Here is a 19342-nt window from a genome sequence, read left to right on the forward strand (position 1 = left end):
GTTAGGAGAAATATTATGGAGAAAAGAAGAGATTATAAAGACTTAAAGTACAAGAAATCTAAAAGGAGATGGGGAATTTATATTATTCTTCTTTTAATATTTTTAGGAGTATCTGCCTTTAAAATATCATCATCAATAAGGGAGTTTAGTGATAGTTTTAAAGATTCTAAACAAAGTGAAGAATTTTTAGGAGAAACAGTATCTAGTGATGGAAAGTATAAGGTTGAGGCTTATCTTGTTAATGGAGGAGCTACAGTAGATTGGTCAGTTATATGTTATTTGAAGGAAGGGCAAAACAAAAAAGAGATATATAGAGATTATCATATAAATGAGGCAAATATGACTTGGATTGATAATGATACAATCTCTATAAATGGTCATGATATAGAATTGCCTAATGGTAAATATGATTTTAGAGATGAATAAAGAGGAGAATAGGCCTTAAATTTTATTGTATCAAATTATTTAAATGTATGTACAAATTATATAATTTATTAACAAATTATATAAAGTATTCTTTTTATATTAAAATATTGGACTTAAATTATTGATATTAAAGAATTTAAATAGTAAAATTCTTATATAAAACGTTTTCGAAAGCGGATAAGATATTATTAGGAGGGGGACAATATGATAAAAAGAAAAAAAGTATTATCATTAATTTTAAGTGGTATTGTATGTTCATCTTTAATACTTACAGGCTGTGGAAATAGCAAAGAAAAGGAAAGTAAAGAAACTGTTAATTTAACTTGGTATGTTATAGGTGATGAGCCAGCTGACAATGAACTTGTAGAAGAGGAAGTAAACAAATATATAAAAGATAAAATAAATGCTACAGTAGATATAAAACATATACCTTTTGGTGACTATACTAAGAAAATGAGTGTTATTAGTAATTCAGGTGAGCCTTATGACCTAGCATTTACATGTTCTTGGGCATTCCCTTATTTAGAATATGCTAGAAAAGGAGCCTTTTTAGAGTTAAATGATTTATTAGATACAGAAGGCGCACCATTAAAAAAAGAAATAAACAAAGAGTTATGGAAGGGTGCAGAGATAGATGGCAAAATATATGCTGTTCCAAATCAAAAAGAAATAGCATTAGCTCCAATGTGGGTATTTGATAAAGAACTTGTTGAAAAGTATAATATTCCTTATCAAGATATACATTCAGTAAACGATTTAGAACCTTGGTTAAAATTAATAAAAGAAAAAGAGCCAGATTTTATTCCATTTTATACTCAAGGGGATTCAATTCCATTAGAATTTGATGATATAGTAAATCCATTAGGTATATTCTATAATGATAAAAGTTTAACTGTAACAAATAAATTTGAATCAAAAGAAATGAAAGACATGTTATTAAAACTAAGAGAATATTATAAAGCTGGATACATAAATCAGGATGCTGCTGTAAATAATATGAAACCAGAAGTAAAAAGATTTGTATGGAAAGCAGATGGACAACCATATGCTGAAAATGGATGGGGACAATCTCTAGGTAGAGAAGTAGTAACTTCATCAATAATACCTCCATATGTAACTAACAATTCAACAACTGGTGCAATGACTGCTATTTCATCTAATTCTAAACATCCTAAAAAAGCAATGGAGTTATTGACTTTAGTAAACACTGATCCAACTTTAAGAAACTTATTGATGTTTGGAATAGAGGGAAAACATTATGAAAAAATTAATGACAAACAAATAAAGAAATTTGATGGTAAAAAATATGATGCTGTTAGTTGGGCATATGGAAATTTATTTGGTACTTATGTTCTAGAAAATGATCCTATAGATAAGTGGGATGCCTTTGAAAAATTCAATAATTCAGCTAAGGTTTCTCCAATATTAGGATTTAAATTTAATACTGAAAATGTTTCAAATCAAATTTCTTCTATAAACAATGTGTTACAAGAATTTGAAAGAGCATTATATACTGGTTCAATAGATCCTGAAGTTGGATTAAATGATTTAAATAAGAAATTAAATGATTCAGGTATAAATGAAGTTAAAGATGAAATACAAAAACAATTAAATGAGTGGAAAGCAAAAAATAATTAGTGTTATTAATAAATAGAGGGTAGGTGAAAACTTACCCTTTTTTATATTTAAAATATAAAAGGTAATATATAGAAACAATTTGTTTAGATAAATTTAAATCATACTTTAGATTATTTATGAGATAATTATGTATAATAAATCTTTTTAAAGGAGGTGTTTTAGGTGGAATATAAAATAAGTATAGATGGAAAGGATTTAAAAAAGTGCAAATTCTTAAAAAAGCAATTTGGAAAATTAATGGTTGAAAATAGGGGTGAAAGGTATGAGAAAAAGATAGAAAGATATTTTGAAATGCCATTAATATTAATTTTAACCGCTTATTTAGCATTAGCTATAATTAATAAGAAGATATTTTCTATTGAATTTTTGTATATCATTTTATTTATAAGCTCTTTATTTTATTTTTTATTTGTACTTTTTTTTATAGGAATTAAGTTGGTAAATTATTTGGTAAACCATTATATGTATGTAAAAGCTTATTCATATTTAATAGGTGACTTTAACATAGCTGTTAATGAAAAAGAATTTATAATGGAATCTAAAAATAAAGTTTTAAAAGTAAATAAAAAAGGAGCTACTATAAAGCTTCTAGATGACAATTTAATAATAATTGATAAAAATAATTTTTTAATTATGTTGCCAATAAATAAACTTGAAAATTTTGAGGAATTTAAAAAATATATAGTTAAAAAGGGGAAAAATTAATATGTATAAATTAAAATATAGTAAAAAGTTTATTCATGGTAAAATTAGACCTAAAAAAGGAATTAAACTTAATCTTAATAAAGATCTTTTTGATGGAACGAAACTATTAGTAATTTTTATACTGATTTGTGGTTCTATCTATATTACTATAGATTTCAGTAATACTTTTAAGAGTTTATATGTAGAAAAATTTGGAATATATAATATAAAATTTTATTGGGTAATTTTATATTATGTTGTTAGTATTTTTGTTATTTTTTATAATTTAAATATTATATTTAGGTCCGTAATAATAGATAGATATTTAATAGATACTATGAGTTGGTTTGGAGTGGGAAAGCCTTTTGCAGGCTATTTGCTTGAACTTAATAACCTAGAGTTTATAGGGCTTAAAACAGATAATATAGAAAAGAGAATTTATTATAAAGATATAAATAAGATAGTTGAAAAGAAACAGTATATTAAAATTAAGTATAATAAAAAGAGGTCTCTAATTATTTTTAAAAATAAAAATGAATATAATAAAGAAATAGCAAAAAAATTATTTGAAAATTGGAAGAAAGAATCTAAGTAGATAGTATTTAAGAATACTTATATAATGAAAAATATAGCGTTAGAAACATTATTTACAATAGGCATAGAATATAAAAAAACTGATATAATGAAAAAGTTCATAAGAGTAGGAAGTGTGATAAATTAAATATAAAAGAGGTTGTCAAAAACTAAAAAACTACTAAATAAATACGTAAGCTAAGATATTAAGTATTAAATTTATGTTTTTATTTAAAAGTTTTGGACAACCTCTTTATCTAGTTAATAAGTCTCTTTTATTTGTGATGTTTTGGTGAAATTTCAACTGTTAAGCTAATCCCAATACCTGATATTATTCCAGTTAATATGTAGTAAGTTAAATCGTTCATTGGTATTACATATAACCCTAGCAGTCCTATTATAAGTAAAAGTAAAAACATACATACCACAAAAAATAGTGGCTTAAATTTAGGAGTTGTAGGAATGATTTTTGATATTTTATCTGATAATTTTAAACTTTTATTTATAGGTATGAAAATAAAAGTTGCAATTGCCAATGATAAAATCATTGGAATAAAACTCGTTAAAGCTTTCATCTTAAGTTCCTCCTTTATTAAAAACTTTCTTAATTTTATAAGTTGATATTAGTATTTTAAGAAGGCTTTAAAATTCTTACCTTCATAATAATCACCTTGATTTTCAAGATATCTAAGTAAAAATATAATTCTTAACAATATAAATTATACCTTATTTATGTTTTAAGTTGTTAAATTCTGTACAATATCATAATAAATTTTTATATTAATTATATTAGTTTTTACAATTAAATATTAATTTTAACTGCAGTTTTTATGCTTACTTTTTTTATTGTAGGTTGTGCAGAAGAACAATAATCAAAGGTTGAACAAAATAATGAAACAACCGTTCAATCAGAGAACAATGAATCAACCCAAACTAATGCTGGGGCTGAAATTAATAAATATAATACTAAATAGGATAATTTTACAAATAAAACAAGTAGTAATTCTTCTAATAATACATCATCAATATTTAGTGAAAATTATAAAGTAGGAAATGATAATACTAAAGCAGAGAGTAAAAGTTCAATAGTAGAAAATGAAAGTTCTAGCAAAAAAGCTTCAAGTAGCTCCAATAATCAAAATTATAATAAGAAAGTTACTAAAGAATCAACAGTTTCAGTGCCTGCTAAAAATGAATTATCTAAAAAAACTAGATTAGATAATTCAGTATCAGTGAAACAAGAAAGTTCAGATTCTACAGGTTATGTATATGCAAATGGAGGAAGAGACAAAAGTAATAAATATCATAGTACTCCAACAGCACATAGAATGGAAGGTGCTATAAAAATGACTAGACAACAAGCTGAAGCTCAAGGGTATGTAGCTTGTAAAAAGTGCTTTTAATTAGAATATAAATAATTTAATAATATATAAAATAAAAGTATAGGCTTTTAAGCTTGTACTTTTGTTTAAAGTTTAATCTGTATATACTTAGTGATTAATAAATAATTAAATTTTATATTAATATATTAAGGATTATTTATATTATAAAAGTAATTTTAAATCTCTATATTTTTTTGAGTTTTTTGTTATAGATAATAAATAAAACTATACCTATTAAACATGTTGTAATTTCTGTTATTGTCATGGACCAGATTAATCCATGAAGTCCATAAAAATAATGAAGAGTTATTACTACAGGGATATATAAACATCCTTGACTTATAGCCATTATGCCTGTTGCTATTCCTTCGCCAGATGCTTGGTATATTGTCATAAACAAAGCAGTAAGTCCATTAAATATAGTTGATATTAACATTGCAACTAAGATATATGAACCTATTTGAAGAACAGAGGTATCACTTGAGAAAGCGTGCATAACCTGATTCCTAAATATATATACAATCCCTGCAAATAAAACTGAAATTACAAATATAAATAAAGTAGAATATTTTATACTTTCCTTTAAGCGAGATAGATTTTTATTAGAAAAATTATATGCTATAAGTGGCATTACTCCTAAGACTATACCCATGGTAAAAAACTCTGGAATCTGAACAATTCTAAGTGCTATACCAAAACTTGCAACAATACCTTCTCCATGTTGAATGGAAAAGTTATTTAATAATAAGGTGGTTACAATTAAAAATGCAGATTGAATTAATTCAGATACTCCAATTTTATATATTTCAGTTTGATCTTTTAAACTAAGTTTAAAGAAGTGTAGAAATCCCTTAAGGTTTTCACTCTTTGTTTCCAAATACCAAATATAATAAATTGAAGAAGCTATATTTGCTAAAATAATTGATAGAGCAGCTCCATATACATGCATATTTAAAATTAATATAAATAATACATCAAGTATTGTGCTTATAATTACACTTATGAACATTCCATACATAGATTCCTTAGAAGCACCTTCTGATCTTACTATTTGTTCAAGAGCAAAATTTAATATGATTGAAAATCCACCAGTAAAAAGTGTAGTTGAATACTGAGTTGTATAACTAAGTGTATTTGCATCTGCACCTAATAATTTAACTATTGGTCCAATTGATAAGAAGGCAATTATTCCTAATAATATTCCGGATATTATACTTGCATAAAATGTATAGCCTGCGACTTTTTTAGCTTTTTCATCTTCATTCTTTGCTACTAATCTTGTTATAAATGTTCCTCCACCTACACCAAACATATTTCCAAATGCCATTAATACAGTGAATATTGGTAAGCCTAAAGTAATAGCACTAATCATTGCTGTATCATTCATTAAGCCTATAAAATAAGCATTAATTACATTATAAATAGTACCAGCTGACATACCTATCATCATAGGTATAGATAGATGAGCTATAGCTTTTTTTATTGGTTCATCTTTTAAATATTTAATATTTGATTCTGTATTTTCCATAGTGGCCTCCTTTGCGTAAATTCAAACTGTTAGAAATCTAACTATTAATATAAAAAATAAACTTTATAATCAATAAATTTTAGTTTAATATGAATTTAAATTTATTTAATATTAGAAAATTTATTATAAAATATCTAATAGTTAGAATTCTAATTTATGAATTGATTATATTCTTAAAAAATAAATATGTCAACTGATTTAAATAAAAAAAGTGATGATTATTTATTTAAATCACCACTTTAATTTAAGTTAGTATTAATCTTAGTAAGTATTTTTAGAAAAGTTTCTTTTTCCTCTTCTGTAAGTGAAGAAGTTAAATCCTCTTCAATTTCAAGAAAATTCTTATTGAATGTTTCTATAAGATCTATACCTTTTTTTTCTACATATATGTTCTTTTGTCTTTCATTATTAGAGGGGATTTCTCTTCTGATGTATCCGTTTTTTTCTAAGCCTTTTAGCATACTTGTAATACTTGCTGTAGTTCTTCCAAATACATTTGCTAAGTCCTTTTGTATTAGTCCTTCATCTTGATGTTCATAAATATACTGTATAACTCTACCTTGTTGAGAATTTAATCCTAAATTATTAATCTTTTTATCTGCTGAAAACTTTAATTTTCTAGCAATAGTGCTAACTAAGTTTGTATAAATAGTATTATTATTCATATAATCACCTCATTATTATCATGTTAACAGTTAGAATTTTAATTGTCAAACTTATTATAATAAAGGAAAAACATATACCATGATTTAAATATTAGCACTTTTATTTATAAATCTCTTCTTTATATTTGAAAAATATAAAACTAATTTGTATGATTATATTATATAAACATATATGGAAAATATTTAAAGTGGAATTGTAGTAGTTTAGAAAAAAACTTAAAGGATAAAATTAAGGTTTATGAGAGGTGATACTTAATGATAAGAAAATCATTTGGAAATAAAACAGAAGGAATAAACTATATTGATAGGATAGGTGCGTATGCAATTATATTCTCTAAAGAAAATAAAGTTGCAGTTGCTAAAACTAGTACAGGATACTTTCTGCTTGGTGGTGGTGTAGAAAGTGGAGAAACTGATGAGGAGTGTATAAAGAGGGAATGTTTAGAGGAAGTCGGAATTTCAGTAGAGGTAAAAGATTTTATATGTAGTGGTGATTTATATAGATGGTCTGATACTTTAAAATACTATATGCATAGTATTGGGAATTTTTATTTAGCTGAATTAGTTGGGAAAGTTTCAGAACCAATAGAAGAAGATCATGAATTAGTATGGTTGGAATTTGAAGAGGCTTATGAAAAGTTACTTTTAGAGCATCAAGCGTGGGCAATAAAGCAAGCCTTGATACTTAAAAATAAATAGTTTTAATATACATGATAAATAATTAAATATTATTTAAAAGAGTAGGTTATTAATACTTATTTTAAGTTTAATATGAAGTAAATTAAAATTATAATAAACTAGATAATTTCAGAAATAAATAAAGGTAAAACAGGGGGATAAAATGAAATATAAAGTAAGATTTGCAGACACAGAAGATTACAAGGTGATAAATGAAATTATTAGAGAGGTACATGATTTACATGTTAAAAATAGACCAGATGTGTACAATGAAACTGACAAACCTTTATCAGAGGAGGAATTTAAAGAAATTCTAGGTGATGATAGATACAAGGTGTTTTTGGTTCAGGAAAGAGAAAGTAAAGAGGTTGTAGCTTTTAGTCTTATACAAATAATAGGGACTAGAAACATACCAATACTTACTCCAGTAAAAACTGCCTTAATTGATACTTTTTGCGTTAAGGAAAATTATCGTAAAAGTGGAATAGGTAAATTTTTATTCGAGTATATTGTGAGTTTTGTGAAGAAAGAAGAAGTAAATACATTACAATTAGTTGTCTGGGGATTTAATAAAGAGGCTATTAAATTTTATGAATCTTTGGGAATGCAAAAAAGAAATATAAGAATGGAATTGGATTTATAGAAAAATATTACTTTATTACAATAAATAATTAAGATGAATTTTAATTAGGATATTAAATAGTTAATAATCTTTAATGGATAAAAATAAAACAGGATGCTAAATATTAGCAACCTGTTTTATTTAGGTTAAAAGTATTTAAGCTCTTCTTCGTATATAATATTTCCATTAGTATCTAAGCCTTTTATATAGTTAGCTTTATTTTTTTCATTATTTGTATGTGAAGTAAGAATAAACATTTTATTTTTATCCAACTCATAATTTGAAATGATTTTTTTATTATTATCCTCTAATACAATATTTTTTATTTGAGGGTCATTTACATAACCGTATATTTTAGCTATAGGTTCAGAGTTTTTTGTAGGCTTTGAAGTATAAGTATTAAAAGTTACTTGCTTAGAGTAGTCTATTGGATATCCAGCTGGATAATTAACTGGATGCCACTTAATTAGCCCTTTTCTAATAACATCTATTGAAAACCAATCCTTATATTTACATAGATATATTTTTTCTTTACCTAAGTCTATAGTTTTGATTATATTTGAAGGGCCATAATAAACTGACTTTTCTGATTGCTCATGTGCTTTTAGAGGAGTGAAGCTTCCAGGGAAAATTATTTTAGAACAAATGAGGATAAGTATTATTGCCAAAAACCATTCTATAATAGCACTATATTTTTTATAAATTTTCATTAGCTTCACCTTCTTTGTTAAGTGGAATTTTTATTTTATTTTGTCTATCATACCAGTCAATTTTAATAATTAAATATTTTACGTCTTCCTTGATCTTTTTATCAAGTAGTATTAATCCTTCTTTTACCCAAAAACTTGTAGAAGAGCTTATAGCTGTTTTTATATATTCTTCTCCATTATTATCAAATATTCTAAAGATACTTTCTGAGAAAGACCAGCCTAGAGTAGTTCTGACTTGTTTATATCTAATATATGACTCATCTTCAGTATTAATAATTCTTTTTATTATTAAGTAATCATCATCTATTTTTATCTTTTGATTTACTTCTATTACTTCAGCTTTGCCTTCATTAACAAGTGATCTTATATCTTTAAAATAATATTTGCTTTTAGGTAAGCAGGTAAAGCCTATAAAACAAAGAATAATTAAACAAACTAAAATTATTAATCTTCTTATTATCTTAATTGTATTCTCCCCCTTATTAATTTATTTGTAATTTTTATTTTTAAAGTTTAAATTATGATACTTTGTAATTTGTTAATAGTTTTATATTAAAATAACCAATAAAGTCTTTATATTTTAAAGGGATTTATCGACTTTTTATATTTACCATAGATTTTAGTGTGTTCACTAAATATGCTTTTAAGATTTAAATTTTTCAATCAATATATATAATTTTATAAAATAGTTTTGATTTCTAAAATAATATACCATTTTTTCTTTTATATGGGAATAAGTTTGTTGAATAAAAGCAATATTTAATAATATATATTTATTTAAAATATATAAAATGGAAAAGCAAATATGTATATTTTGAAAAACAATCAATAAAAGTATATTTAAAATATAAACTTAATTTAGTTGCTTTTGTATGATGTTACAAAATTTCTAAAAATATTGAAAACGTTATTATAGAAATGTTAATATTAAAATATATTATTAAAATTTAAATAAGAAAGGGGTTTATCAAGTGAATAGTAGTAAAAAAATTAAGTCTATTTCTATGCTAGTTTTATTAACATTCTTATTTAGTTTTTTACCTCATATGCCAGTAATGGCTGAAGTAAAAAATAATAATGCTAAAGCAAATGAAAAGACTTTAGTTAAGAATGAGAGTGAAGCTTTTGCTGTAGTTGTGGGAGATTTTTTACAAGTTAATGGAAACGGTTCCGACTGGGATCCCACAAATATGAAAGGAGTGTTGAAAAAGTATAAAAATGGTTTATATGAAGGCACTTTAAAGTTAAAGGCAGGAAATTATAATTATAAAATTGCCATGAATGGAACTTGGGATGAGAGCTATGGTAATAATGGTCAAAACATAGCTTTGAATTTATCAAAAGATTCAGAGGTAATATTTAGGTTGGATTATAAAAATAAAAAGGTATATGATTCAATAAATAATCCTGATCAATTTAAAACTAAGGCTATTTTAGCAGGTAATATAAAGGATATAATTGATGGGGCTTCTGATTGGAATCCTGGTAACGATACCGAGAAACTTGATTATATAGGTGGAGGGATGTATAAAAAGACTTTCACTATAAAAGAGAGTGCACAAGGAAAAGATATAAGTTTAGAATACAAAGTTGCATATAATGGAGAGTGGAATAATGGTGAAGTAGCAGAAAATGCTAAGGTAGTAATTCCAAAGGGTACTAAAAACATAACTATTCTAAGCAATTATTTAGATAATTATGTTAAGGATTCAATAAATAATCCAAGTCTTTCTAATACAGTTTCTCTAATAGGAACAGTTAGAGAAGGAAATGGAGATTGGGATGTAAATAACAAAGATTTTGAAATGTATAATCTTGATGAAAATAGAGTTTTATATTCTAAGATAATGAAAAAAGGAACTTATGAGTATAAAGGCCTTGTAAATCATTCTTGGGATAATGGAGGAATACCATCTCAAGGAAATGTTACTTTAAATATGCCAGAGGACAGAAATGTTATCTTTGTAGCAGATTTAAAAAATAATAAAATATATGATTCAATAAATAACACCAAAGAAATAAATGAGGCATTAGGAATAAAAGGTGATGAAAATAAAGGTGAAGATAATAATGGTGGAAATCAAGGAGAAAGTGAAAACAAGCCAGATTCAGTAAAAAGTCCTGTAGTAAATGAGGATGGAACAGTAACTTTTAGTGCTAAGTTTAATGGGGATAGCTTGTATCTTATAGGATCTATGGTATCTTGGGATACAAGTAAGCAAATTGAAATGAAAAAGGGAGAAGATGGTGTATTTAAAGTAACAATACCTTTAACTGGTGGAGTTTATGAATATAAGTTTAAACCTAATAAGGATAATTGGGATAATTCATTTACAGACCCATCTAATAAGGCTATGGCTAATGGAAACTCAGTATTAAATATGCCAGGCTTAGAAATAGGTGGAGAATCAAGTGTTGAAGTAGGTAGCAATGCAAAGTTAGTTGCATATATCTATGACACTGAAGGTAATAAAAAAGAAACTAATGTTAATTGGTCTTTAGAGGAGCCAGTAAGTGGAGTATCTATTGAAGAAAATACTTTAAAAGTTTCTAAGGATGTAGATTCCAGTAAGAAAATAAAGATTAAAGCTACTGATGGAAAATACGCAGTTAGTAAAGAACTTACTATTTTATCTCAAATGTATACCTATACAATAAATTATTATAGATTTGATGGTAATTATGATAATTGGAATTTATGGTTATGGCAAACAGGTGGAGAAGGAAAAGGTTATGACTTCAATAAAAAAGATGAAGCTGAAAAAGGCTTTACAAGAGCGGTCTATAAATTCCCATCTGATAAATTAAACTTCCTTATTAGAAAAGGAAATTGGGAAGATAAAGATGTTGGACATGATAGAACCATAGAAGTTAAGAATGGAAATAATGTAGAGGTATGGCTAATACAAGGGGATGAAAATATTTATTATGATAAGAAAGATGTAGATACCTCACCTAAATTAGTATCTGCCTTAATGGATCGTAAAACAGACCTTTTAGTTACTTCTGCTGGAAATATAGAGGATTCAGAATTAGATTCTTTCAAATTAATTGATAAGACTGATAATAAGGAAATTAAAACAAGTGCAATTAAAGTATCTGATAATAAAGTTAAATTAACTTTAAAGAAAGGATTCTTTAGTACTCCAGAAATTGATCCAAGTCATGATTATGAAGTTAACAGTAATAACTTTAGAGCAACTAAGGTTACTATGAGAAAAATCTTAGATGATCCAGAATATTTCTATAATGGAGATGACTTAGGGGTAACTTACAAAAAAGATTCTTCAACATTTAAATTATGGGCACCAACAGCTAAGGATGTTAGCTTAGTATTATATGATAATGAGGGAACTTATGATGAAAATGGAAAAGTAACAGATAATACTGGTGGAAGAGAAATTTCTATGAAGAAGGAGGATAAAGGAGTTTGGAGCCTAAAAGTAGATGAAAACTTAGAAGGTAAGTACTATATGTACAAAGTAAGCTTCGCAGATGGAAAAACAAATTATGCTATAGATCCATATGCAAAGGTTGTTTCAGCTAATGGCCAAAGAGGGGCTATAATTGATTTTTCATCTACAAATCCATCAGCATGGGGAAGTGTAAAGAAACCTCCTATGTTAAATCCTACAGATTCAATTTTATACGAAATGCATGTTAGAGATTTTTCAATATCTAAAGATTCAGGAATAAAGAATAAAGGTAAATTTGAAGGTATAGCAGAGGAAGGAACAAAGGTTCCAGGAACTGATGTTAAAACAGGAATAGATCATTTAAAAGAGTTAGGGATAACAACAGTTCATTTATTACCATCTTTTGATTATGCTTCAGTTAATGAAGTAAGCAATAAACCTCAATTTAACTGGGGATATGATCCTCAAAATTATAATTCCTTAGAGGGATCATATTCAACAAATGCTGAAGATCCAAAATCAAGAGTAAGAGAATTTAAAGATATGGTACAAGCTCTTCATAAAAATGGAATAAGAGTAGTTATGGATGTAGTTTATAATCATACTTATGGAATAGGGCAAAATTCACCTTTTGATCCAGTTGTACCAGGATATTTTTATAGAACTAATGATGAAGGTAAATACACTAATGGATCAGGATGTGGTAATGAAGTTGCAACAGAAAGACCTATGGTTAGAAAATATATAAAAGATTCTGTTAAGTATTTAGCTAAAGAATATGATGTTGATGGATTTAGATTCGATTTAATGGGATTAATAGATACAAAAACTATGAGTGAACTAACAACTGAGTTAAGAAATGAAATTGATCCAAGTTTAATAATATATGGTGAACCATGGCAAGCTGGAGGAAGTGTACTTCCACAAGAACAACAAACTTTAAAGGGGAGCCAAAAAGGTAAGGGATTTGCCGTATTTAATGATAATTTTAGAAACGCTATAAAAGGTGATAGTGATGGAGCAGGACAAGGATTTGCCACTGGAGCTAGTGGTAAAGAAGGAGCTATAGTAGCTGGGGTTAAAGGATCAGTTGATGATTTTACTGATAGTCCAAGTGAAACAATAAACTATGTAACTGCTCATGATAATTTAAATCTTTGGGATAAGATTATAAAGGCAGCAGGCAAGGAAAAAGCTGCAGGTTTCTTAGAAATGAGAGATGGAGTTTTAACAGGGGAAGATGATAATAATTATTCTTCAGTTCAAGAGGCTGTTGAAAAGAAAGCTAAACCATATAGTGTAATAACAGAAACTAATCCTTTAGATAATGAATATGTAAGAAGAAGTATATTAACAACTGCTATTACAATGACTTCACAAGGAATTCCATTCTTCCAAGCTGGAGATGAATTCTTAAGAAGTAAATATGGAGATCACAATAGCTATAAGAGTCCAGATGCTATAAATCAAATAAACTGGCAAAATAAAGAAAAGTTTAGTGGAGTATTTGATTATTATCAAGGATTAATATCTTTAAGAAAATCACATCCAGCCTTTAGAATGGATATAAAGGCTGCTATTGAAAGTAATTTAATAGTAACTAAAGCTAATGATAATATAGTTGTATTCCAACTTAAAAATTTTGCTAATGGAGATTCATGGAATAATATAGTGGTAGTTTACAATGGAAATAATGCTGAGAAGGAAATTTCTCTTCCACATGAAGGCGATTGGAATGTGGTAGTAAATGAACACAAGGCCGGAACAAGTGTCTTAGAATCTCTTAAGGGAGTAAATTCAGTAAAGGTTGCACCTTTATCAGCTAAGGTTCTTTATGATGAAAGCGTAGAAGGAGAAGCACAAACTCCAACATCCATAGATGTTACTCCTTCAAGCTTAAAACTAGATATAGGAGCTTCAAGTTTCTTAAAGGCAGTAGTTAAAGACCAAAATGGAAGAATAATTCCTAATGCAGAAATAAAATGGAATATTTCAGATGACTCAGTAATAAAGGTTGATTCAAATAATGGAAAAGTAACTGCTTTAAAAGAAGGAAAGTCAATTATAACTTTAAGCTCTGGAAGTTTAACTAAGGACGTAGAAGTAGAGGTTGTTCATCTTATTCCAAGCTCTTTAGAATTAGATGGTCCAAATCAAGTTTATACAGGGAAGGATATTCAACTTAATGGAATTGTTAAGGATCAATTTGGACAAATAATCTCAGGGGCAAACATAGAGTGGTCCTCTTCAGATGAAAGCATAGCTAAAGTATCAACTCTAGGAGTGGTTCAAGGAATTAGTGAAGGAAAGGTTAAAATAACAGCTAAGAGTGGAAAGGCTAAGGCTACTAAGGAAATAGAAGTTAAAAAATATACTAAAAAATATATAGAATTCACTTATGTTAGAGATGATAAAAACTATGATGGATGGAATATTTGGACTTGGCAAACAGGGGTAAATGATGGTCAACAAAACTTTACTCAAATAAAAGATGGAAAAGCAGTATCTAAGTTTGAAATAGCACCAGATGTAACTCAGGTTGGATTTGTTTTAAGAAAGGGTACTGGATGGGATGAAAAAGATCCATATGAATCAGACAGATATATAAAAATAGATCCATCAATGAATGTAACAAAGGTAACTGTTAAGAGTGGAGTGGGAGAGTTCTTCCAAGTTCCAGCTATAAAAAATGCTGAAATACAAGAAGGAAATATTAACTTTAAATATAGAGATGAAGCTTTATATGAAGAGAGTAATCAATCTTCCATAGACAAGGTTCAAGTTAAGGTTACTTCACCAGGGGTATTATTTAAGGATACAAAGACTTATGACATGGATTATAATTCACAAAATGAGTTCTTTGCATATTCATTAAAAGATATAAAACCAGGAACTTATGAATATAGTTTTTTAGTTACTAAGGATGGTAAAACAGTTGAAACTGAAAAACAAACAATAGAATATTCTCCATTAAAAATAAATGGAGAGGTTACTTTCAAAAATAATCAGGTTAACTATGATGAAAATGCCCTTGTAAATCTTAAATTAAGTGGAAGTGATGCTAAAAAAGAAAATATAAAAGAAGTTTATATGGACCTTACAAATGTAGGTGGCCCTAATAAGGTGTTAATGGATTTGAATTTATTAAAGGATAATTCATTAAGCCAAAGCATTGGAATAAATGATAATGTAGTAGCTGGAGAAAAAGAAATACCAGTTACAATAGTTGATAAAAATGGTGAAAATCATAAAGCAAAAGGAATTTTAACTGTTAAATCAAAGGTTGGAGTTGGACCTTTAGATTTTGGCTTTGATGAGTCTAGAATTTACTTTACAGTAACAGATAGATTCTTTAATGGAGATAAGAATAATGATGATCCTCATGGAAACAACTATGATAAGAAGAATCCATATACTTATCATGGAGGAGATTTAAAAGGATTAACAGATAAGATTCCATATTTAAAAGAACTTGGAATAAACACAATATGGATAACTCCTATTGTTGAGAATACTGATTTTAATCAAATGTTCTCTCAAGGAAAAACTCAATACTCATATCATGGTTACTGGGCTAAGGATTTTGAAAAATTAGATCCACATTTAGGAACTATGGATGACTTAAAAACATTAATAGATACAGCACATGATAGTGGAATAAAAATAATGGTTGATGTTGTTTTAAATCATGCTGGATATGGAATGAATAATTCGGATGCTAACAGTGGAGTTAATAACTATCCAACAGAGGGAGATAGAGCTAAGTTTAAAGGTATGTTTAGAGAGAATCCAGGAAATGATTTTATAACTCAAGAGTCAGCAGGACTTCCAGATTTTAAAACAGAGGATCCAGAAGTAAGAGAAAAATTAATAGAGTGGCAAACAGGATGGATTGAAAGATCAAAGACTGAAAAAGGAAATACTATTGATTATTTTAGAGTTGATACGGTTAAGCATGTTGATAATACAACTTGGAAGGCATTTAAAAATAAATTAACAGAAATAAACCCAAGCTTTAAAACTATTGGTGAATATTTTGGAGCTGATATAAATAACGATGGAGGACAACTTCAAAATGGACAAATGGATGCTTTATTAGACTTTGGTTATAAAGGAAAAGCAAGAGAATTTGTAAATGGAAATATTGAGGGAGCTTCAGCTTATTTAGATGATAGGGCAAGTAAAATAAGCAATACCAATTTAATTGGACAATTCTTAAGTAGTCATGATGAAGATGGATTCTTAAAGACTGTAGGAGATGACTTAGGCAAACAAATGCTTGCTGCTTCTCTTCAAATAACAGATAAGGGTATCCCTGTTATATACTATGGAGAAGAACTTGGAATGTCAGGATGGAATGGCTTTGAACAAGGAGATCAAAATAGATATGATATGGATTTTGAAAGATTAAATGATCCTAAGTATAAAAAGGTTCATGATCATTATGAAAAACTTCTTAATATAAGAAAAGAATACTCTAAGGTATTTTCAAAGGGAAATAGAAAAACTATTGCAGGAAACAATGAAGAAGGATATTCAGTAGTATTAAGAAGCTATAATGGAAAAGAAATTACTCCTATGAATTTAAGTGAAAATAATGAAGAGAAAAATATTACAAATGGACAAAACCTATTTGTTGTATTAAACACTAAAAATGAATGTAAAGATATAAGTTTTAAAACAAATTTCAAAGAAGGAGATAAGGTTAAAGACTTATATAGTGGAAATGAATATTCAATAGGCAAAGATGGAAAGGTAACTGTAAAAGCCCCTTCAAGGGAAGATGGAGGAACTGCTATATTAGCTCTTAAAAGTGATAGTCTATCACCTTCAGTTATAAATAATGCTCCAGAAATAAATGCTAAAGATGTTACATTAACAGTTGGGGATAAATTTGATCCAATGGAGGGTATAACAGCAGAGGATAAAGAAGATGGAGATATAACAAAGGATATTAAGGTTATAGAAAATAATGTGGACACAGAAAAGGCTGGAGATTATAAAGTAATTTACGAAGTAACAGATAGTGAAGGGGCGTCAAAAACTAAGGAAATTAATGTTAAGGTAAATGAAAAAGAAGCCACTTCACCAGAAGAAATTAAGGTAACTGGTGTCAAATTAAATAAGAAAGATTTAAACCTTAAAAAAGGTGAAAAATACGTTTTAAAGGCTGAAATAAGTCCAAAAGATGCAACAAATAAGGATGTTACTTGGACAACAAGTAATCCAAAGGTTGTATCAGTTGATGAGAATGGAAATATAGAGGCTAAATCATCAGGAGAAGCTGAAATAACAGTAACAACTAAGGATGGTGGCTTTAAAGCTACATGTAAAGTTAAGGTTAAACACTCAGGTTTCTTACCTAATACTGGCTCAGTGGGAGGAAGAATAGTTATTGTAATAGTTGGAGTTATAGCTATTGGAATAGGTGTAGCAATGATTTTTTACAAAAAAGTAATTAGAAGAAAATAGATAGGATAACTAATCATTATAAATTAATCTTAATTTCTTCACTTTAAAGGAAAATTAATAAAAATATCATTAATTAAATAGTAAAATCAATAAAAAAGAGATATCAAAATATATGATATCTCTTTTTATACTCTATATTTTAAGTGAATATTAATTTAAAGTGGTTTTCATATAGTATTGTTTAAAGAATTAATCTCATTATTTTTCCACAACTACATTTCCTTTAGAATCTAGTAAAGGGGTTAAACCGCAGCCATCTGGACCTTGAGCTAAAAGATAATTTACTCCAGTTTTTTTATCCACTAAGACAATTATTGTTCCAAAATCTAAGTTTTCTATAAACTTATTTTCAAATCTTTTTTCTTTTTTAGAAAACATATAAAAACTCCTTTTAATATATTAAATTTAATAAGCTTAAAAGTAAGGCGTTAATTTTATACATTTTTATTTAAATCTTTTATATATTCTTCAAAATAAGAGCCACATTTTCTTAGCTCACCAAGAACTCTATTTATGCCGTAATCAGATTTATGCCAGTTATTCTTAGAAATTCCTTGAGTTTCTACTGGAACAACATAAAATTGTGTATCAGGATACGCTAAAGAGTAAGTAATTAAAGCCCTTCTGGCATGAAAGGCTTGGCAACATAATATAGCACTTTTAACTTCTATATTTAAATCATCTGTAACTTTCCTTGAGAAAAAGGCGTTTTCAGAGGTATTAGTTGATTTATTTTCAACTAAAATGGATTCTAATGGAACATCATTTCTAAATAAAACTTCCTTACAGAATTCCCAATCAGATTCATATTTACCAGCATACTTTTTATTTATTATTTTTTCATTTGGGAATTTTTCTAGTTTACAAGAAAACTTGCCTGAAGGAAGTACATATTTTGCTAATCCTTGTTTATATAATAAACTAGCCTTTTCACTTATTTCGTATTTAGATGAACCTGGTATAAAGATTAAGTCACAAGGCTTTGGTTCATCACAAACAAAAATAAATTTAGTTATATCATCTAGTATTCTCATTTCATAACCTCTCTAAATTTATAGCCTTAATTTTAAAACTTATGTAATTTAATATAAAAATTATATGTTTAATTTATAAAGTATAATTATTTTATTATTTTAAAAATTAGCTTATTATTGCAATATATAAATTAAAGTTTTATATACTTCTCATTATCATTATTTTCTTTTAGTTTAATCATAAATGGAGATAAGGGAACAATAATAATTAGATAAATAATGTAATAAAAAATATCAAAAGAAAATAGATAGCCTTCTATAAAATAAGGGAATAAGGCTAATAAGGCAATGAATGCTTTGGAATTTTTTGTAACCTTGTATTGAGTATTACAATTTTTACATTTGATATACCCACAACCAGCAAATCCCCATAATGCAACCATTAAATCCATATATGGAAAGTTTTCTTTACAATTAGGACAAACTTTCATAAGAACATCTCCTTAAGTAGTTTATATTAATTAAAGTATCTTAATTTAAGATTATAGATTACTTTAATGTCTTTAACTTTAGT

At 27.1% G+C, this 19342-nt stretch carries 15 protein-coding genes; 8 read left to right on the forward strand and 7 right to left on the reverse strand.

Annotated features, from left to right (window positions below; genetic code table 11):
• The first annotated feature begins 15 nt into the window (after nt 1–15).
• The 4 genes from ACYUCG_RS02335 (at nt 16) to ACYUCG_RS02350 (ending at nt 3343) form a co-directional block, all read left to right on the forward strand.
• A complete protein-coding gene (locus tag ACYUCG_RS02335; protein ID WP_283679631.1) occupies nt 16–426 on the forward strand; it encodes a DUF5412 family protein in 411 nt (136 codons plus the stop codon).
• A 204-nt stretch (nt 427–630) separates the two neighbouring features.
• Nucleotides 631–2064 carry an ABC transporter substrate-binding protein gene (locus ACYUCG_RS02340; protein WP_060796577.1) on the forward strand — a complete coding sequence of 478 codons (1434 nt, stop codon included), beginning with the start codon at nt 631–633 and terminating at the stop codon, nt 2062–2064.
• A gap of 162 nt (nt 2065–2226) precedes the next feature.
• The gene (locus ACYUCG_RS02345; RefSeq protein WP_283704250.1) at nt 2227–2769 is read left to right on the forward strand and encodes a hypothetical protein; all 543 of its coding nucleotides are present in this window, start codon (nt 2227–2229) and stop codon (nt 2767–2769) included.
• Nucleotide 2770: 1 nt separating this feature from the next.
• Nucleotides 2771–3343 (forward strand): hypothetical protein, encoded by a 573-nt coding sequence (locus ACYUCG_RS02350; RefSeq protein WP_283704251.1) that lies wholly within the window; start codon nt 2771–2773, stop codon nt 3341–3343.
• Between the two features lie 253 nt (nt 3344–3596).
• Here ACYUCG_RS02350 and ACYUCG_RS02355 read toward each other — a convergent pair whose 3' ends face one another.
• Nucleotides 3597–3896 (reverse strand): hypothetical protein, encoded by a 300-nt coding sequence (locus ACYUCG_RS02355; RefSeq protein WP_139933141.1) that lies wholly within the window; start codon nt 3894–3896, stop codon nt 3597–3599.
• Between the two features lie 603 nt (nt 3897–4499).
• On the opposite strand from ACYUCG_RS02355, the gene ACYUCG_RS02360 reads away from it, so the two are divergent.
• The gene (locus tag ACYUCG_RS02360; RefSeq protein WP_283704252.1) at nt 4500–4724 is read left to right on the forward strand and encodes a hypothetical protein; all 225 of its coding nucleotides are present in this window, start codon (nt 4500–4502) and stop codon (nt 4722–4724) included.
• A 163-nt stretch (nt 4725–4887) separates the two neighbouring features.
• Here ACYUCG_RS02360 and ACYUCG_RS02365 read toward each other — a convergent pair whose 3' ends face one another.
• On the reverse strand, nt 4888–6231 hold the full coding sequence (locus ACYUCG_RS02365; protein WP_087413755.1) for an MATE family efflux transporter: 1344 nt from the start codon (nt 6229–6231) through the stop codon (nt 4888–4890).
• A 239-nt stretch (nt 6232–6470) separates the two neighbouring features.
• Entirely contained in the window at nt 6471–6896 is a 426-nt protein-coding gene (locus ACYUCG_RS02370) for a MarR family winged helix-turn-helix transcriptional regulator (protein ID WP_003477513.1), read from the reverse strand.
• 255 nt (nt 6897–7151) lie between these two features.
• On the opposite strand from ACYUCG_RS02370, the gene ACYUCG_RS02375 reads away from it, so the two are divergent.
• The gene (locus ACYUCG_RS02375) at nt 7152–7595 is read left to right on the forward strand and encodes an NUDIX hydrolase (RefSeq protein WP_283704253.1); all 444 of its coding nucleotides are present in this window, start codon (nt 7152–7154) and stop codon (nt 7593–7595) included.
• A 142-nt stretch (nt 7596–7737) separates the two neighbouring features.
• Entirely contained in the window at nt 7738–8217 is a 480-nt protein-coding gene (locus ACYUCG_RS02380) for a GNAT family N-acetyltransferase (RefSeq protein ID WP_283704254.1), read from the forward strand.
• A 125-nt stretch (nt 8218–8342) separates the two neighbouring features.
• Here the strand turns inward: ACYUCG_RS02380 and ACYUCG_RS02385 are convergent, their stop codons facing one another.
• Nucleotides 8343–8906, reverse strand: coding sequence for a hypothetical protein (locus ACYUCG_RS02385; RefSeq protein WP_283704255.1), 564 nt, complete (start codon nt 8904–8906; stop codon nt 8343–8345).
• 971 nt (nt 8907–9877) lie between these two features.
• Here ACYUCG_RS02385 and pulA point away from each other — a divergent pair.
• Nucleotides 9878–17794, forward strand: coding sequence for a type I pullulanase (pulA, locus tag ACYUCG_RS02390; RefSeq protein ID WP_460268013.1), 7917 nt, complete (start codon nt 9878–9880; stop codon nt 17792–17794).
• Nucleotides 17795–17992: 198 nt separating this feature from the next.
• Here the strand turns inward: pulA and ACYUCG_RS02395 are convergent, their stop codons facing one another.
• The 3 genes from ACYUCG_RS02395 to ACYUCG_RS02405 all read right to left on the reverse strand — a co-directional run bounded on the left by ACYUCG_RS02395 (nt 17993) and on the right by ACYUCG_RS02405 (nt 19259).
• Entirely contained in the window at nt 17993–18172 is a 180-nt protein-coding gene (locus ACYUCG_RS02395) for a DUF6440 family protein (RefSeq protein WP_208338538.1), read from the reverse strand.
• Nucleotides 18173–18228: 56 nt separating this feature from the next.
• Nucleotides 18229–18828 carry a YdcF family protein gene (locus ACYUCG_RS02400; RefSeq protein WP_460268014.1) on the reverse strand — a complete coding sequence of 200 codons (600 nt, stop codon included), beginning with the start codon at nt 18826–18828 and terminating at the stop codon, nt 18229–18231.
• A gap of 131 nt (nt 18829–18959) precedes the next feature.
• Nucleotides 18960–19259, reverse strand: coding sequence for a TIGR04104 family putative zinc finger protein (locus ACYUCG_RS02405; protein WP_060796255.1), 300 nt, complete (start codon nt 19257–19259; stop codon nt 18960–18962).
• Nucleotides 19260–19342 lie beyond the last annotated feature (83 nt).

Source organism: Clostridium sp. CTA-17 (assembly GCF_054767895.1).

Coding starts and splice junctions, on each gene's coding strand:
- ACYUCG_RS02385 (WP_283704255.1), bottom strand. CDS start 8,906: ATGAAAATTTATAAAAAATATAGTGCTATTATAGAATGGTTTTTGGCA.
- ACYUCG_RS02370 (WP_003477513.1), bottom strand. CDS start 6,896: ATGAATAATAATACTATTTATACAAACTTAGTTAGCACTATTGCTAGA.
- ACYUCG_RS02365 (WP_087413755.1), bottom strand. CDS start 6,231: ATGGAAAATACAGAATCAAATATTAAATATTTAAAAGATGAACCAATA.
- ACYUCG_RS02375 (WP_283704253.1), top strand. CDS start 7,152: ATGATAAGAAAATCATTTGGAAATAAAACAGAAGGAATAAACTATATT.
- ACYUCG_RS02395 (WP_208338538.1), bottom strand. CDS start 18,172: ATGTTTTCTAAAAAAGAAAAAAGATTTGAAAATAAGTTTATAGAAAAC.
- ACYUCG_RS02400 (WP_460268014.1), bottom strand. CDS start 18,828: ATGAGAATACTAGATGATATAACTAAATTTATTTTTGTTTGTGATGAA.
- ACYUCG_RS02380 (WP_283704254.1), top strand. CDS start 7,738: ATGAAATATAAAGTAAGATTTGCAGACACAGAAGATTACAAGGTGATA.
- ACYUCG_RS02355 (WP_139933141.1), bottom strand. CDS start 3,896: ATGAAAGCTTTAACGAGTTTTATTCCAATGATTTTATCATTGGCAATT.
- ACYUCG_RS02350 (WP_283704251.1), top strand. CDS start 2,771: ATGTATAAATTAAAATATAGTAAAAAGTTTATTCATGGTAAAATTAGA.
- ACYUCG_RS02335 (WP_283679631.1), top strand. CDS start 16: ATGGAGAAAAGAAGAGATTATAAAGACTTAAAGTACAAGAAATCTAAA.
- ACYUCG_RS02340 (WP_060796577.1), top strand. CDS start 631: ATGATAAAAAGAAAAAAAGTATTATCATTAATTTTAAGTGGTATTGTA.
- ACYUCG_RS02405 (WP_060796255.1), bottom strand. CDS start 19,259: ATGAAAGTTTGTCCTAATTGTAAAGAAAACTTTCCATATATGGATTTA.